Genomic DNA, 15,445 nt, shown 5'->3' on the forward strand with positions numbered 1-15,445 from the left:
TTTGACCTAGAAGATACATGCTTACGTCGAAATCAGGTAAAAGCGATCCGCTCGCTCGTCGGTCGACCGTCGGCGAACCACCGGGCGAAGGTGACCTCGAACAGCTGTTCCCGCGCGAGTTCTGCCCCGCCCCGGAGCGGTGCGTTGGGATCATTCACCGATTGGACGATCTCGAGGTCCCGGGTCGCGAGCGGCAGCGAGAGCTCGTACACCCGCTGTCTCACTTCGGCGAGATAGAGCTCGCCGGCTGAGGCGACCGCCCCGCCGATCACGATGATGCCCGGGTTGAAGACGTTGACCAGTGTCGCGATGGATCCGCCCACCACCCGCGCCGAGGCCTGCAGCAGCGAGATGGCCAGCGCGTCCCCGTCCTCGGCCGCCAGCGAGATCGTCTCGGCGCTGAGGTCGTCGGGGGACAGGCGACTGGCTTCCCCCGCCTGAATGCGCGCCTGCGCCTCGCGCACGAGCGCCCAGCCGCCGGCGACGGCCTCGAGGCACCCGATCTTCCCGCAGCGGCATGGCGCGTCCGACTCCGGGACCCGGACGTGCCCGATGTCGCCTGCCGACCCGTTCGCGCCGCGATGGATCCTTCCGCGCGAGAGCAGGCCTGCGCCGATTCCCGTGCCGATCTTGATGTAGACGAGGTCGGCGTGGTGGCGGTGCCGTTCGGCGCGCTCGCCGAGAGCGAGGAGATTCACGTCGTTGTCGACCCAGACGGGGGCGTCGAAGCGCTGCTCGAAGCGTCGCCGGATGTCGAAACCGTTCCAGCCCGGCATGATCGGCGGGGCGACGGGACGGCCTGTCTCGAAATCGACCGGACCAGGCACGCCGACGGCGACCGACCAGACCGGGGCGTCGCCGGTGCGTTCGAGCACCTCGTCGATCATGCTCATCACCACATCGAGGGTGTCGGCGGGGCCGCGGGAGATCTCCCACGACCGGTGCACCTCGGCGAGGACATCCCCGTCGAGGGCGGCGACGCCGACGTGGATGTGCAGTGCGCCGAGGGCGCAGACGATGATGCGGCCCTGGTCGGCGCGGAAGTGGAGCGTGCGCGGCGCGCGACCCCCCGACGACGGGCCGAAGTCGCCATCGGCGAGAAATCCCATGTCGATCGCCTGATCGACCCGCTGCGTCACGACGCCGCGGCCGAGTCCGGTGATGCGTCCGATCTCCGGGCGGGTCGCCGCCTCCCCGGTTCGAACGAGGTTCACGATCCGCAACAGGCTGGTCACTTCATCGGTCTGCGCCGCGAATCGGAGGGTGCTGTCTCTCGCCACGCTCGATTCTGACACAACGGATGCCACGAAGAGCCCATATCACCGATGACTAATGCCGAACTCGCCTAGCCTTCTGTATTGTTCAGACCGAAGCGCCGGTGTTCGGGCTTGGGTATCACGGGGTGCGCGTCGACGAGGGGGCCGCCATGCGAGGAGTCGGGCTGGTCGGTGCCGGGCCGGGCGGGTGGGCGCTGCATGCGCCGACGCTCGCGCGTCTGGGGGGCGTTTTCCGCCTCGTCCACGTCGCCGACGGCGGCAGTGGTCGTGCCGCCGAGATCGCCGCCGCGTGGGGCGCGCGGAGCTCGGCCGGGATCGACGGGCTCCTCGCGGATCCCGCCGTGGAGGTCGTGGCGATCTGCTCCCCACCCGACGCGCATGCGGCCCAGATCCTCGCCGCCGTGGACGCCGGCGTCCGCGTCATCCTCTGCGAGAAGCCGCTGGCCACCTCCATCGCCGACGCCGAGCGGGTGATCGAACGCTGCCGCGAGGCCCGCGTCGCGTTGGTCGTCGGCACGCACCACCTCTTCGATCCGGCCTGGGGCCGGGCCACCCACCACCTCACCGCCCTGTCCGGCCAGGTGCGGAGCGTGACGGTCACGCTCGCGCTGCCGCCGAACGACCGATACCACCGCGTGGTGAGCGACGCCGCCCTCCCTCCTTCGCCGCCGCGCCCGCGGCCGGATCTCTCGAACGCCGCCGTCGCCGCACAGGTCGCCCGAGCCCTCGTCTCCGGGCTTGTGATCCACGACCTTCCGCTCGTGCGGGATCTCGCCCGTGGCGTCCCGCAGCTGACCTATGCGACGCTCCTCCCGCCGATCGGCGTGGCGCTCGGGTGGACAGCCGGCGAGGTGGCGGTGCGTTCCTCCGCGGTCATGGTGCAGGGCGGCGCGGATGCGCTCTGGCGGCTGACCGTGCAGACCGACCGTGACCGCCTCGACATCGCGTTCCCACCCGCCTTCGTGCACGCCGGGAGTGCGACGGTCACGGTGCGAAGCGCCGACGGCACCCGGACGATCCACCCCGCCGACGCCGACGACGGGTACGTCGCCGAGTGGCGGAACCTCGCCGCGCTCGCGCGAGGCGAGGACGTGGTCGAATACGACGAGATCCTCGCCGATGCGCGCTTCGCGATCGACCTGGCGGATGCCGCGGCTGCGGCGATCGGATCGGACTCGTGATCGCGGTGTGGGCCTCCCCGGGCATCGCCCGCCAGGCCGCCGTCGCGGTGGGCTCACTCACGGCCCACGCCGTCACGACGACGAAGGCCGCCGACGCGCTCGCCGTCGTCGGGGGAGCGGCCTGGTGCTCCGATGCGACGGCCGCCCTCCAGGCCGGAGCCCGGGCAGTGCTGGCCGTGCACCCCGAGGGCGGCACCGCCGCCGACCTCCACGCGGTCCGCGCGGTCGCCGATGGCCGCCGGGTGTGGGTCGAGCGGCGACTCCGACCCGCCCGACTCGCCGCGCAGGTGCGTGAGCTTCTCGCTGCGCCGCGATCGGCCCTCTTGCCCCCCTCGCTCATCGAGATCGACGTCGCGGCCGCGGGAGCGGATCTGGCCGATGCGCTCGCCGACGCGATCTCGTGGGTCGGCGTCGTCGTCCACGATCCCGTCGTGCGCCTCGAGGGCAGCGCGGCGACGCGCTACGGGGCGATCGCGCGGCTGACGGCGCTCACCGGGGTCGGCGACGCTGCGGCGTCGACGACCGTCGTCGTGACCGCGACTGCCGTTCGAGCGGGCGCCGGCGTACTTCGCGCGACCCTCCTCGCTCCTGCGCGCGTGGAGGTGGAGATCGACCTCGATGCCCGAACGCAGGCGGTCACCGTCACCGATGAGCAGGGTGCGATGACCCTCGCTCCCTCGTTCGACGATCCCCTGCGTCACGCCCTCCGACGGGCGATCGAGCGCCTCGACAGCGCCGAGCCCACCCATGATCTCGACGCTCTTGTCGACGATCGCGCAGCCGCAACGGGCATCTTCCGGCCGACCGACTATGCATAAAACAGGCTGATATCTGGCATCCGCATATTCGGATTCCCTTATGTCTTTAATCGACCGATAGTGGATCTGGGCGCCGAAGTGACACGCCCCCCAGAGCTTTTTCGAAAGGGTCGAAGATGATCAAGCTTCTCTCTCACCTGTCCTATATCTCCATCACGACGCCCGACGTCGAGGCGTCGGTGAAGTTCTACGAGGAGGAGGTCGGACTCACCGTCGTCGACCGCGTCGACGGACGCGTGTACCTCCGCTGCTGGGGTGACTACTACGCCTACTCGGTGGTCGTGGTTCCCGGCGACGAGCCGACGCTGGAGACGATGGCGTGGCGCACCTCGAGCGAGGAGGCCCTCGACGAGGCCGTCAAGCGCATCGAGGCGGCGGGCGTTCAGGGCGAGTGGTTCGAGGCGCACAAGATCGGGCGCGCATACCGCTTCGTCGGTCCGCAGGGTCACCCCATGACCCTCCACTGGAACGTCACGCGCCACCAGGCGCCGGGACACACCGCGTCGATCTACCCCGACCGCCCCGAGAAGCGCAGCAAGATCGCCGGTGCACCCCGCCAGCTCGACCACGTCACGATCGCTGCGCGCGACGTCGACGAGTTCGCGAAGTGGTACAACGAGGTGCTGGGCTTCCGCATCATGGCCCGCACCGTCCTCGACCAGGCCCCGATCTCGGTGTTCAGCGTGCTGACCACCAACGAGAAGTCGCATGACCTCGGCGTCGTCCTGGACGGTTCGACCCGGCCCGGCCGCATCAATCACTACGCGTTCTGGGTCGACACCTACGAAGAGCTCCTCATCGCCGCCGACACGCTCATGGAGCGCGACATCCCGATCGAGTACGGCCCATCCATCCACGGCATCGGCGAGCAGACGTTCCTGTATTACCGCGAGCCGTCCTCGATGCGCATCGAGCTGAACACCGGCGGCTACCGCAACTACGTGCCGGACTGGACGCCCAACACCTGGAAGCCCTCGCTCGGATCGAGCAACATGTACCGCAACGGCGCCATGCCGATGTCGATGACGGAATCGTTCCCGTCCGCCGACGGCCCGAGCGCGACCGAGGAGGGCGTGCCCGACGAGATCCGTGACGCGCTCATCAACCCGTACACCACGACCGGCTGATCACGTGCTCCACTCCTGGGGCGGTCGTTCGGCGGCCGCCCCAGGCACCACGTCAGGATTCGAGGAGGACTCATGACGACACCACCCCCCGCTCCCTTCGCTCTCGCCCGCTACCGCGAGGGCGATTCCGTGCGTCTGGGCCTCGTCGCCGGCGACCGCATCCGACCGCTCGGAGAGACCGAGCTCGGCGCGGCGAGCGTCAACGGTTTCCTCGCCGCACCCGACTGGTCGCGGCTGCAGAAGCTGGCGGAGCAGACGGATGCCGCGTGGCGGCCGCTCGACGAGGTCACCCTGACTGCTCCGGTGGAACCCCGGCAGGTGCTGCAAGCCGGTGCGAACTACCGCACCCACGTGGTGCAGCTGATCATGGCGGGGCTGACGAAGGGCGGCGAGTCGGAACTGAGCCCCGACGAGGTGCGCGCGAAGGCCGAGAAGATCATGGACGCCCGGGCCGCGAGCGGTCGGCCCTTCATCTTCCTCGGCCTCGCGCAGTGCGTCGTCGGTGACGACGCACCACTGGAGCTCCCCTCCTACAGCGACACCCACGACTGGGAGCTGGGCTCGCCGTGGTGATCGGCCGGGAAGCGTTCCGGGTGACCCCGGAGAGCGCGCTCGACCACGTCGCCGGCTACACGATCGTCAACGACATCACCACGCGCGACCGCGTGTTCCCGCCCGACGTGGGAGACATCGGCGCGGACTGGTTCCGCTCGAAGAACGCGCCCGGATTCCTCCCGACGGGCCCGTACCTCGTGCCGGCTCCGTTCGTCGACCCGAGCGACCTGTCCGTGCGCCTCGAGCTGAACGGCGAGGTCATGCAGGACGCGACGACGGCGGAGCTCGTCTTCGACGTGCCGACCCTCATCTCCGCCGCATCGCAGACCCTCCCCCTTCTCCCGGGCGACCTCCTCCTCACGGGCAGCCCCGCCGGCAACGGCCAGCACTGGAAGCGGTTCCTCCGCGACGGCGACGTCATGACCGGCACGATCGAGGGCCTGGGAACCCAGGTCCTCCGCTGCGTGGCGGAGGTCGGCGCGTGAGCGGGCACACCGAGACGACACGTCCGTCCGAGAACCCGGCCGACCTCGACCGCACCGATCCCGAGGGCGAGATCGCGGCACGTGCCGCGGCCTACCGCAACTGGGGGCGCTGGGGTGAGGACGACGTGCTCGGGACCCTCAACTTCATCGATGCCGAGGCGCGCGTCGCCGCGGCATCCCTCGTCCGTGAGGGGATCGTGGTCTCCCTCGCGCAGGCCTTCGACACCGACGGGCCCCAGACCGGCTGGCGGCGCCGCACGAACCCGGTCCATACGATGACCGACACCGGCACCGACGCCGAGCGGGGCAACCAGGGCTTCCCGCACGGCATCGGCGGCGCTGACGACGTGATCGCGATGCCGCTGCAGTGCTCGACGCAGTGGGACGGTCTCGGGCACATCTTCGACCACGGCATGGCGTGGAACGGTCGTCGTGCGGGCGACGTCGTCACCAGCGACGGCGACCTCGTCACCGGCATCGAGCACACCCGCACCTCGTTCGTCACCCGCGGCGTGCTGCTCGATGTCGCCGCGCACCTGCGCCCCGACACGGGCGAGCCTCGAGGACGGCTACGCCATCTCGGCCGCCGATCTCGAGGCCACGATCGCCGCGCAGGGGCCGTCGAGCCGGGTGGGTCGCGGGGACATCGTCGTGGTGCGCACCGGGCGCTATGCGCGCACGCGCCGCGAGGGCTGGAACGGCTACGCCGGAGGCTCGGCGGCGGGGCTCTCGCTCACCACCGCCGGGTGGCTCCACCGCACCGAGATCGCCGGGATCGCCACCGATACGTGGGGCTTCGAGGTGCGGCCGAACGAGTTCGACGTACCCTCCTTCCAACCCCTCCACCAGGTCGTGATCCCCAACATGGGACTCTCGATCGGTGAGATGTGGAACCTGGAAGAGCTCGCCGAGACCTGCCACGGTCTCGGCCGGTTCGACTTCTTCCTCGCCGCACCGACCCTGCCGATCACCGGCGCGGTCGGATCGCCCGTCAATCCCGTCGCCGTCCTGTAGACGGCGCGCACACCCACAGAACAGGGAGGTTCTGAAATGACCGAGCAGCATGACGATGCCGTTCAGGACAATGCCGTGCAGAAGGTCGCGATCGCCGGTGCCGGCGTCGCGGGACTCGCCGCCGCGATCCGGTTGGCGGCGAACGGCGTCGACGTCGACCTGTACGAATCCAAGCCCGAGCTCACGGCCCTGGGGTCGGGGATCTCGCTGCAGGGGAATGCGCTCCGGGTCTTCGACGCCCTCGGTGCGTGGGACGACATCCGTGCCGCCGGTTTCGCGTTCGAGGGCCTGACGCTGCGCGCCCCCGGACCCGAAGCCCCCGTGGTGGCGAACCTCCCCGACGTCAAGACCGGCGGTCCGGACTATCCGGCGGCGATGGGGATGCCGCGGCCTGACCTCGCGCGAATCCTGCTCGAGCACGCCGAGAAGGCGGGTGCCCGGGTGCACTTCGGTCGCTCGATCACCGGTATCGATGCCCGCGCGAACGACGCGGTGGAGGTCTTCGTCGACGGCGAGTCGGCCGGCGAGTACGACCTGCTGATCGGCGCCGACGGGCTGAACTCCGCGATCCGAGAGATGATCGGCATCACCGAGAAGCCCGAGCCGACCGGGATGGGCATCTGGCGCACCTTCGTCTCCCGCCCCGCCGAGGTCGAGCGCAGCGAGCTCTACTACGGCGGGCCCGTCTACATCGCCGGGTACACCCCCACCGGTGAGAACTCGATGTACGCCTTCCTCGTCGAGAAGGCGCAGGACCGTCAGGGCGTGTCCGATGAGGAGGCGACCCGCATCATGATCGAGGAGTCGCGCGCGTACGGCGGCCCCTGGAACGCGATCCGCGCCGACCTGGAGAAGGGTGCGCACGCCAACTACACATGGTTCACCAAGCACCTCGTCGACGGACCGTGGAACCGCGGCCGCGTCGTCATCATCGGCGACGCCGCGCACAGCTGCCCTCCGACGATCGCCCAGGGCGCGGCCCAGGGTCTGGAGGACGCCCTCGTGCTGACCGAGCTCCTCACCACCCGCGACACGGTCGATCAGGACCTCTGGGACACCTTCCACGCGCGGCGCCTGCCGCGGGCGAAGGCGGTGGTCGAGGCATCCGTCCAGCTCGGACAGTGGCAGATCGACGGCAATCGTGATGCCGACGCCGGCGGCCTCATCTTCGGCATCGCCCAGCAGATGGCCCAGCCCGCATGAGCGCCGTCGCCCCGATCACCGACGTACACGCGCACGTGCTGCTGCCGGCGCTGCACGCCGAGGTCGAGCGACGAGCGCCGGACGAGGTGCGCGCCGCCGCCGAGCTGGACCTGCGTCGAAACGGCGCCGAGAGCCAGGCGGTGTCGGGCCCGATGGTGGGTTCGCGCATCCCGAAGCTCACCGACGTCGCCGTGCGGCTGGCCGATATGGATGCCCAGGGCGTCGATCGCCAGTGGGTGAGCGCGTCGCCGAACCACTTCTACCCGTGGGCGAACGAAGGACTGTCGGTGTGGATCGCGATGGAGGCCAACCGCCTCATCGCCGAACACATCGCCGAGGCCCCCGACCGTCTCACCGGTCTCGGCGTCGTCCCGCTCCAGCACCCCGAACGGATCGTCGAGTGCCTCGACGACGCCGTCCTCGGTCGCGGACTCGCGGGGGTGGAGATCTCCTCCTTCGCCGGCGACGTCGAGCTCTCGGACGAGCGGCTCGAGCCGTTCTGGGCACGGGCGGCCGAACTCGGCGTCGTGATCTTCCTGCACCCCTTCGGCTGCAGCCTCGACGAGCGGCTCGACCGGTTCTATCTCGCCAACACGGTGGGACAGCCGGTGGAGAATGCCGTGGCGCTGTCGCACCTCATCTTCTCGGGCGTGCTCGACCGGCATCCGGATCTGAAGATCGTCGCCGCGCACGGCGGCGGGTATCTTCCCACGGTGATCGGGCGCTCCGATCACGCCTGGCGGGTGCGGCCCGACGCGCGGCGCTGTGCGCACCTGCCGTCGACGTACCTGTCGAAGCTGTGGTTCGACACCGTGGTGCACGACGCGCGGACGCTCCGCGCCCTCGTGGACGTCGCGGGCGGCACCAAGGTCGTCCTCGGCAGCGACTACCCCTTCGACATGGGACTGGAAGACCCGGTCTCCTTCGTGCAGGACGCAGACCTGTCCGAGGAGACCACCCGGCGGATCCTGTCGGAGAACGCCGCCGAGCTCCTGCGGACGCGGGTGAAGGTATGAAGATCGCACGTTGGACGGGTGGGGGCGAGGGCTTCATCATCGGCGATCGCGTCGTGCCGTTCCCCGACGGACTGACCGTCGCGCGGGTGCTCGCGGGCGGACTGCCGCTCGCGCAGGCGCTGCACCATCGCGTCAGCGACAGCCGCACGATCGCCGATCACGGCCGGCCGCTGGAGGATGTCACGCTGCTCGCGCCGCTGCAGCCGGCGTCGGTCCGCGACTTCGTGACCTTCGAAGAGCACGTCGAAGGCGTGAGCGCCGGCGTCGAGGGCAAGAGCAACGTCGCCGATGAGTGGTACCAGGCGCCGACGTTCTACTTCACCAATCCGCACACCATCCTCGGCCCTGACGAGACGGTGGATCCACCCGTCACCGAGCGCCTCGACTTCGAGCTCGAAGTCGCCGTCGTCATCGGCGACGTCGCCGGATCGACAGGCTCGAACCTCGACGCCGAGCAGGCGGCGGCGCACATCTTCGGCTACACGATCATGAACGACTGGTCGGCCCGCGACCTTCAGGCGCGTGAGATGAAGGTGCGCCTCGGACCCGCGAAGGGCAAGGACTTCGGCACGAGCCTCGGTCCCTGGATCGTCACCGCCGACGAACTCGCGCACCATCTCGACGACGACGGCTTCCTCGCGATCCGCGCCGAGGTGCGGGTCAACGGCGAGCTCATCGGCGAAGATCTCGTGTCGAACATGGGCTGGCCCTTCCCCGAGGCTCGTCGCCTACGCCTCGCGCAACTCGCGCGTCGCGTCGGGGGACGTGCTCGGTTCGGGGACGGTCGGCAACGGCGGATGCCTCGGCGAGCTGTGGGGCCGCAACGGCGACCTGACACCGCCGCCCCTGAAGCCCGGCGATGTCGTGACGATGTCGGTCGAGGGCCTGGGTGAGTTGAGCGGTCGGGTGGGGGAGTACGTCCGGGCCCCCGAGCTGCCCGTCGCTCGTCCCCGCCCACGGCTGCGGCGGCGACCACTTTAGTTGCTTTTCGACTGAAGCAGGCCTAAGATGGACATGACGTCGGGGTCCTCCGGGCCCGTTCCCGCCGTGATGGATCGGATGGGGCACACCGAGTCGCGTCGACGGCCCGATCGATCGGGCACATCGAATATGCCGCTCTCCCGCGCCAGGCTCCGCCTGCTCGTCTTCTCCCTTCTGACCGCCGCCTTCCTCGGCGCCCTCGACCACACGGTCGTCGCGACCTCACTGGCCACCGTGGCCGGTGACCTCGGTGCCCTCGAACACATGAGCTGGGTGGTCGTCGGCTACACCCTCGCCGCGACGGTGCTGCTCCCCGTCCTCGGCAAGCTCGGCGACATCCTGGGCCCGCGGGCGGTGTTCCTGACCTCCCTCGTCGTCTTCATCGTCGCCTCGCTCGCGTGCGGCTTCTCCCAGGACATGACCCAGCTCGTCATCGCGCGTGTGCTGCAGGGGGCCAGCTCGGCGGGGCTTCAGCTGATGTCGCAGACGATCGTCGCGTATGTCACCACTCCGCGCGAGCGGCCGCGGTACCTCGCCATCATCGGAGCCGCGTTCCCGGTCGCCATCGTGCTCGGCCCCCTCTTCGGCGGTCTCATCACCGACTTCTGGGGCTGGCCGTGGGTGTTCTGGGTCAACGTGCCCGTGGGCCTGGTCGCCCTCGTGCTGGCCGTCGTCGCGGTGCCGCACGTCGAGCCGTCGGGGAGGCGCAGCTTCGACGTCCCGGGCGCGGTCCTGTTCACCGTGGCGATGGTCGCCCTCGTGCTCGCCGTCAGCTGGGTCGGCGACCCCGCGGCATCCGTCCCGGTGCTCATCGCCTTCGCGGTCGCCGGCGTGACCTTCACGGCGTTCTTCGTGGTGGAGGCGCGGGTGGCCGAGCCCTTCGTGCCGCTGCGCGCCTTCCGCAGCCGCACGGTCGCTGCCGGCATCGCCCTGTCGGGGATCATCGGCATCGGCCTGTTCTCGGTCACCGCGTACCTTCCGACGTACTTCCAGATGGCCTACGGCACCACCGCGACCGTGTCGGGGCTCGTCCCCATCGCCACGGTGTTCGGGATGCTGGTGGCCAACCTCGGCACCGGATGGCTCGCCAGCCGCACGGGGCGCTACCGGCCCTATCCGATCATCGGCACGACCCTCGGTGCCATCGGACTCTTCACCATGTCGCTCCTTCCGGTCGGGCTCCCCCTCTGGGTGCCGATGGTGGTCATGGCCGTGGTCGGGCTCGGCACCGGGAGCTTCATGAGCCTCGTGATCGCCGTCGTGCAGTCGGCCACGCCGCGCAGCGAGACCGGCAGCATCACCGCGACGATCAACCTCGTCCGCCAGGTGGGCTCGACGGTCGCGACCGCCGTCATCGGGGGAGTGGTCGGTTTCGGCGTCGCGGCGCGCCTGCCGTCGATGATTGATCCGAACGGGCTCACGCCGCAGGTCGTGCGCGAATCCTCCCTCGCCGTCCAGACCGAGGTCGCCGCGATCTACCGCGACGTGCTGGCCCCGGTCTTCCTCGCCCTCGCCGTGGTCTACGCCCTCGGCATCATCGCCGCGCTGCTCCTTCCCGGCGGCCGGCTCTCCGACGAGGCGCCGGCCGACACCCCCGTCGACGCCGACCGCGTCACCACGCCCTGAACCCCCTCACCCGCACCACCAGGAGTCACCATGTCCGACACCCGCACCGTCGCCATCGTGGGCAGCGGCCCGATCGGCAGCGCCTATGCGCGCACCATCCTCGAAGGCTCGCCCGACACCCGCGTCATCATGTTCGAGGCGGGACCGACGCTCACCGACCCCCCGGGTCAGAGCGTCCGCAACATCGCCGATCCCGACGCCAAGGCCCGCGCACGCGAGATGTCGCAGGGCCCGCAGGCCGGCGACTACCGCTCGGAGCTCGGGATTCCCGAGTCGGTCGTCGTGGAGGGGATGTTCACCGCCCGTCAGGGCACGCACCTGCTGGACTTCGGGGGCCCGGGCTCCGCGCACGCGCCGAGCTTCGGCGCCGTGGCGGCCTCGACGAACGTCGGCGGCCAAGGGGCGCACTGGACCTGCGCGACGCCCGCGCCGCAGTTCAGCGAGCGCGTCCCGTTCATCGACGACGCCGAGTGGGAGGAGCTGATCGCCGAAGCCGGACGCCTGCTGCACGTGCAGAGCGCCGCATTCGCCGACTCACGGGTGGGCGAGGCGATCCGCTCGCTCCTCGATGAGGAATTCGGCGCCGAGCTGCCCCCCGGTTTCGGCCCGAGCACCCTCCCGGTCGCCGGCGACCCGCAGCCCGACGGCACGATGCGGTGGGCGGGAGCCGACGTCGTCCTCGGCCCGCTGGTCGAACCGGGTCATCCTCTCGCCGGGCGCTTCGAGCTGCGCGACCTCACCCTCGTCCGCCGGATCGAGCACGACGGCACGCGCGCCACCGGTGTGACCGTCGAGGATCTCCGCACCGGGGAGCACTCCACGGTCGATGCCGACCTCGTCGTCGTCGCCGCCGACGCGTTCCGCTCGCCGCAGCTGCTGTGGGCGTCGGGCGTCCGCCCGCAGGCACTCGGGCGCTACCTCACCGAGCACCCCGTCGTGATCTCGACGGTCGCCCTCGACGCCGAGAAGATGCGGCGCTTCGCCGACGAGTCCGACCTCGCCGACGAGAAGGCCCGTCGCGCGGTGAACCCCGTCGACCCGGTCGCGGCGGTCAACCGCATCCCGTTCTCCGAGCCCGATCACCCGTACTCGCTGCAGGTGATGTACTCCGAGACCACTCCCTTCCTCATGGAGCCGGGCACCCCGTACGCCGAGAACGAGTGGGGATACGTGAACATGGGCTACGGACTGCGCAAGCGCCCGCGTGTCGACGACGGGGTGAGCTTCGACGACGAAGAGCTCGACTGGCGCGGGTTCCCGAACATGACGATCGACTACGCCCTCACCGATGACGAGGAGCGCGAGATCGCCGCGGCGACCGAACGCCTCCGCCGCGCCGGAAACGCCCTCGGTCACTTCGTCGCCGAGCCGCGACTGCTTCCCGCCGGGTCGAGCCTGCACTACATGGGCACGATGCGGATGGGGGAGGCCGACGACGGCACGTCGGTGAGCGACCCGTGGTCGCGTGTCTGGGGATTCGACAATCTCGTCGTGGGCGGCAACGGGGTGATCCCGACGGCGAACACCGTCAACCCGACTCTGATGAGCACCGCGATCGCCGTGCGCGGTGCCCGCAAGGCGCTCGAGCAGCTGCGCGGCGCGGAGGCGGTTTCCTCACGCTGAGCGATAGCCTCGCTCCGTGCCTGGAAATGAGCGGGGTTCATGAGTCTCGATGTCGATGCGCTGCGCGCGCAGTTCCCCTCTCTCGCCTCCGGCATCGTGCACTTCGACGGCCCCGGCGGCACCCAGACGCCGCTCGCGGTGGCCGAGGCGATCGCACGCACGCTGACCGGGCCGCTGTCCAACCGCGGCTCGTCGGTGCGGAGCGAACGGAACGCGGATGACGCGGTCGCGGGGTTCCGCGAGGCGGTGGCCGATCTGCTGGCCGCAGACCCTCGGGGCGTGGTCTACGGCCGAAGCGCCACCCAGCTCACGTACGACCTCTCCCGCACGCTCGCACGGTCGTGGGCGGAGGGCGACGAGATCGTCGTCTCCGAGCTCGATCACGACGCCAACGTCCGTCCCTGGGTGCAGGCAGCCGAGGCGCGCGGGGCCATCGTGCGGTGGCTGCCGCTGGATCCCGCCACCGCCGATCTCGACCTGTCGGGTCTGGACGAGATCGTCAACGACCGCACCCGGCTGGTCGCGGTCACCGCGGCATCCAATCTCCTCGGCACCATCCCGCCCGTCGCTCGCATCGCGGCCCGCGCCCACGCCGTCGGTGCCCTCGTCCACGTCGCCGGGGTGCACTACACCGCCCACGCGTCGGTGGATGTCACCGCCCTCGGAGCCGACTTCTTCGTGTGCTCGCCGTACAAGTTCTTCGGCCCGCACTGCGCGGTGCTCGTCGCCGACCCGGCGCTTCTGGATACCCTGCGCCCCGACAAGCTCGTGCCCTCGAGCGACCAGGTGCCCGAGCGGTTCGAGCTCGGCACCCTGCCCTACGAGACCCTCGCCGGCGTCACCGCCGCGATCGAGGTGATCGCCGGCCTCGCCCCCACGACCGGCGAACCGGGTGCCACCCGCCGCGAACGCCTCGTCGCCGCGCACGAGCTGATCGAGGAGCGCGAGAGGGCGCTTCGCGAACGCATCGAGACTCGCGTCACCCAGCTCGGCCTCGAGGTGCACTCGCGTGCCGCGCGACGCACGCCGACGCTCTACATCACCCTCGGCGACCGCGTCGCTGCGGCAGCGTCGAGCTTCCTCGCCGAGCGCGATGTCCTCGCGCCGTCGGGGAGCTTCTACGCCTGGGAGACCTTCCGGGCGATCCGCCTCCCGGTCGAGGCCGGTATGCGGATCGGGGTCGCCGCATACACGAGCGACGACGACGTCGATCGCCTTCTCGAGGGACTCTCGGAGTTCCTGTCGCGATGACCGCAGAACCCTCCGCATCGGAAGCGCCCGCGGCTGCCCCGCCGGCGCGCCTGTCCGGCCTCTTCGGCGACATGGAGCCTGCTCGTCGTCATCCTCCTCGGCATCGTGTCGGTCGCCACCGCCTACACCTCGTTCCAGTCGACGCTGTACGACGGGCTCACCGCGTCGTCATACTCGCAGGCGCAGAACAGCCAGACCGAGGCCGAGTCGCTGTACCTCGAGGCCAACCAGACGTATGTGCAGGATATCCAGGCCTGGGGCCGGCTCACCGAGCTCTCCGTCGACATGGAGAACCCTAATCCCGTGATCGCCGACGCCGCGAGTGCGAAGTTCGACACCCTGCAGTTCGTCCTCGTCGACGAGGCTTTCGACGCGGCCATCACCTGGTCCGACGAGCAGACCACGGCCACCGGCGACTACGTCGGCCCGTTCGAGTCGGAGGAGTACTTCGCCGCCCGCTTCGGTGCCTGGGCCGAAGAGGATGACCGCAGCATCGCGCTCTTCGAGACCGCCGAGGAGTTCAACACCCTCGGCGATCGGCTGCAGCTGAACACCGTGCTGATGGCGATCACCCTGTTCCTCCTCGGTGTCGCCGCGGTCGTCAAGCGCCGCCGCATCCAATGGATGCTCATCGGATTCGGCATGTCGATCTTCACCGTCGCCGCGGTGTTGACGGCTCTGGTGCCGTTCGCCTGGTTCTGATCGGATGGGTTCTGACCGGCGTGAGCTGAGGAGGCAGGCGATGACATCCACTCCCGAGGATCCCGACCGGTCGGCGCTCACCCCCCTGGCCGCCCTGACCTCGAGCTTCGTGACGGAGCAATCCGTGTACGGGGTGATCCTGGTGTCGGGGATGATCGTGATGAGCGGCGCCGGGGATCCCACCAGTCTCAGCGTCTTCGTCGTCGTCGTCAGCACCGTCGTCGTCTTCTGGGGCGCTCACGTCTACGCCGGCACGGTCGCCGGGCACGGCTTGGGGCGGGATGCGCGCCCGCTGTCGGTCGCGTTCCGTCGAGCGGTGCGGCAGTCGAACGGCTTGCTGATCTCCGCCCTGATCCCCTGCGCCATCCTCCTGCTCGGCACGGCGCGCCTGGTGGACGACCAACTCGCGATCTGGGCGGCTCTTCTGTCGGGAACCGTGCTGCTGGCGGCGCTCGGGTGGATCGCATTCCGCCGACGCGGCGCGTCGGTGCCGCGCAGTCTCGCCGGTTCGGCCATGACAGCCGCCTTCGGCGCCATCATGGCGCTGCTGAAGGTCGTCGTCGTGCACTGACCGCGGTGCAGACGC

General features: G+C 70.2%; 13 protein-coding genes and 2 pseudogenes. 14 read left to right on the forward strand and 1 reads right to left on the reverse strand.

Annotated features, from left to right (window positions below; genetic code table 11):
- Positions 1-32: 32 nt before the first annotated feature.
- Positions 33-1,280 carry an ROK family protein gene (locus QSU92_RS10805; RefSeq protein ID WP_289261683.1) on the reverse strand — a complete coding sequence of 416 codons (1,248 nt, stop codon included), beginning with the start codon at positions 1,278-1,280 and terminating at the stop codon, positions 33-35.
- 146 nt (positions 1,281-1,426) lie between these two features.
- On the opposite strand from QSU92_RS10805, the gene QSU92_RS10810 reads away from it, so the two are divergent.
- The 14 genes and pseudogenes from QSU92_RS10810 (at position 1,427) to QSU92_RS10870 (ending at position 15,430) form a co-directional block, all read left to right on the forward strand.
- The gene (locus QSU92_RS10810; RefSeq protein ID WP_289261686.1) at positions 1,427-2,458 is read left to right on the forward strand and encodes a Gfo/Idh/MocA family protein; all 1,032 of its coding nucleotides are present in this window, start codon (positions 1,427-1,429) and stop codon (positions 2,456-2,458) included.
- Entirely contained in the window at positions 2,455-3,276 is an 822-nt protein-coding gene (locus QSU92_RS10815) for a hypothetical protein (protein ID WP_289261688.1), read from the forward strand. Before QSU92_RS10810 ends, QSU92_RS10815 begins: the two co-directional genes overlap by 4 nt.
- 116 nt (positions 3,277-3,392) lie before the next feature.
- Positions 3,393-4,403 carry a VOC family protein gene (locus tag QSU92_RS10820; protein ID WP_289261690.1) on the forward strand — a complete coding sequence of 337 codons (1,011 nt, stop codon included), beginning with the start codon at positions 3,393-3,395 and terminating at the stop codon, positions 4,401-4,403.
- 72 nt (positions 4,404-4,475) lie between these two features.
- Positions 4,476-4,976, forward strand: coding sequence for a hypothetical protein (locus QSU92_RS17515; protein WP_333783423.1), 501 nt, complete (start codon positions 4,476-4,478; stop codon positions 4,974-4,976).
- Positions 4,977-4,996: 20 nt separating this feature from the next.
- Positions 4,997-5,443 (forward strand): fumarylacetoacetate hydrolase family protein, encoded by a 447-nt coding sequence (locus QSU92_RS17520; protein ID WP_333783424.1) that lies wholly within the window; start codon positions 4,997-4,999, stop codon positions 5,441-5,443.
- Positions 5,440-6,457 (forward strand): annotated as a pseudogene (locus tag QSU92_RS10830) (cyclase family protein). The gene QSU92_RS17520 and the pseudogene QSU92_RS10830 overlap by 4 nt, the downstream one beginning before the upstream one ends.
- Before the next feature lie 36 nt (positions 6,458-6,493).
- Positions 6,494-7,660 (forward strand): FAD-dependent monooxygenase, encoded by a 1,167-nt coding sequence (locus tag QSU92_RS10835; protein WP_289261692.1) that lies wholly within the window; start codon positions 6,494-6,496, stop codon positions 7,658-7,660.
- Positions 7,657-8,676, forward strand: a complete 1,020-nt coding sequence (locus QSU92_RS10840) for an amidohydrolase family protein (protein WP_289261694.1) — start codon at positions 7,657-7,659, stop codon at positions 8,674-8,676. Before QSU92_RS10835 ends, QSU92_RS10840 begins: the two co-directional genes overlap by 4 nt.
- Positions 8,673-9,657: pseudogene (locus tag QSU92_RS10845) on the forward strand (fumarylacetoacetate hydrolase family protein). Before QSU92_RS10840 ends, QSU92_RS10845 begins: the two are co-directional and overlap by 4 nt.
- Before the next feature lie 129 nt (positions 9,658-9,786).
- Positions 9,787-11,283 carry an MDR family MFS transporter gene (locus tag QSU92_RS10850; protein WP_289261696.1) on the forward strand — a complete coding sequence of 499 codons (1,497 nt, stop codon included), beginning with the start codon at positions 9,787-9,789 and terminating at the stop codon, positions 11,281-11,283.
- A gap of 30 nt (positions 11,284-11,313) precedes the next feature.
- Positions 11,314-12,906, forward strand: a complete 1,593-nt coding sequence (locus QSU92_RS10855; protein ID WP_289261698.1) for a GMC oxidoreductase — start codon at positions 11,314-11,316, stop codon at positions 12,904-12,906.
- Positions 12,907-12,945: 39 nt separating this feature from the next.
- Positions 12,946-14,157 carry a cysteine desulfurase-like protein gene (locus tag QSU92_RS10860; protein ID WP_289261700.1) on the forward strand — a complete coding sequence of 404 codons (1,212 nt, stop codon included), beginning with the start codon at positions 12,946-12,948 and terminating at the stop codon, positions 14,155-14,157.
- A 105-nt stretch (positions 14,158-14,262) separates the two neighbouring features.
- On the forward strand, positions 14,263-14,859 hold the full coding sequence (locus QSU92_RS10865; RefSeq protein WP_289261703.1) for a hypothetical protein: 597 nt from the start codon (positions 14,263-14,265) through the stop codon (positions 14,857-14,859).
- Between the two features lie 40 nt (positions 14,860-14,899).
- On the forward strand, positions 14,900-15,430 hold the full coding sequence (locus QSU92_RS10870; RefSeq protein ID WP_289261705.1) for a hypothetical protein: 531 nt from the start codon (positions 14,900-14,902) through the stop codon (positions 15,428-15,430).
- Positions 15,431-15,445 lie beyond the last annotated feature (15 nt).

Source organism: Microbacterium sp. ET2 (genome assembly GCF_030347395.1).
Lineage (GTDB): Bacteria > Actinomycetota > Actinomycetes > Actinomycetales > Microbacteriaceae > Microbacterium > Microbacterium albipurpureum.

Coding starts and splice junctions, on each gene's coding strand:
- QSU92_RS10835 (WP_289261692.1), top strand. CDS start 6,494: ATGACCGAGCAGCATGACGATGCCGTTCAGGACAATGCCGTGCAGAAG.
- QSU92_RS10870 (WP_289261705.1), top strand. CDS start 14,900: ATGACATCCACTCCCGAGGATCCCGACCGGTCGGCGCTCACCCCCCTG.
- QSU92_RS10840 (WP_289261694.1), top strand. CDS start 7,657: ATGAGCGCCGTCGCCCCGATCACCGACGTACACGCGCACGTGCTGCTG.
- QSU92_RS10820 (WP_289261690.1), top strand. CDS start 3,393: ATGATCAAGCTTCTCTCTCACCTGTCCTATATCTCCATCACGACGCCC.
- QSU92_RS10860 (WP_289261700.1), top strand. CDS start 12,946: ATGAGTCTCGATGTCGATGCGCTGCGCGCGCAGTTCCCCTCTCTCGCC.
- QSU92_RS10855 (WP_289261698.1), top strand. CDS start 11,314: ATGTCCGACACCCGCACCGTCGCCATCGTGGGCAGCGGCCCGATCGGC.
- QSU92_RS17515 (WP_333783423.1), top strand. CDS start 4,476: ATGACGACACCACCCCCCGCTCCCTTCGCTCTCGCCCGCTACCGCGAG.
- QSU92_RS10850 (WP_289261696.1), top strand. CDS start 9,787: ATGCCGCTCTCCCGCGCCAGGCTCCGCCTGCTCGTCTTCTCCCTTCTG.
- QSU92_RS10810 (WP_289261686.1), top strand. CDS start 1,427: ATGCGAGGAGTCGGGCTGGTCGGTGCCGGGCCGGGCGGGTGGGCGCTG.